We start from the raw sequence: 439 nt of genomic DNA, 5'->3' as shown, positions 1-439 counted from the left end.
GGTCTGGCCTATGTGTTGGGCTGGACCGGCGGGTTTTGCCTCGTAGCCCTGCTGGTAGCGCCGTATTTGCGCCGCATGAACCTGTATACCGTGCCCGACTATTTCGCGGTGCGTTTTGGGGGGCGGTGGCCGCGCATGCTGGCCGCATTGGCAGCCGTGCTGTGCTCGTTCACCTATGTGGTGGCGCAGCTGTATGGCGTGGGGTTGATCACCTCGCGCCTGACGGGCGTGAACTTCGAGATTGGTATTTTGCTGGGCCTGGGTGGCGTGCTGGTGTGTTCGTTTCTGGGCGGTATGCGCGCCGTGACCTGGACCCAGGTCACCCAGTACGTCATCATCATCCTGGCCTTTCTGATCCCGGTGTCCTGGCTGTCCTACAAGCAGACCGGTAACCCGCTGGCGCCCTTGGCCTATGGCCAGCAGCTGCCCAAGATTGCGG

At 62.6% G+C, this 439-nt stretch carries 1 protein-coding gene; it reads left to right on the top strand.

From position 1 onward, the window contains the following. A partial coding sequence (locus tag AC1D1Y_RS26435) for a sodium:solute symporter family transporter (protein ID WP_477684958.1) occupies positions 1-439 on the top strand: 439 nt, incomplete at both ends.

The sequence above is a fragment of the Polaromonas sp. P1_G1 genome, assembly GCF_056405595.1.
The sequence above is the reverse complement of the archived record's forward strand: the minus strand, read 5'-3'. Positions and strand labels throughout refer to the sequence as shown.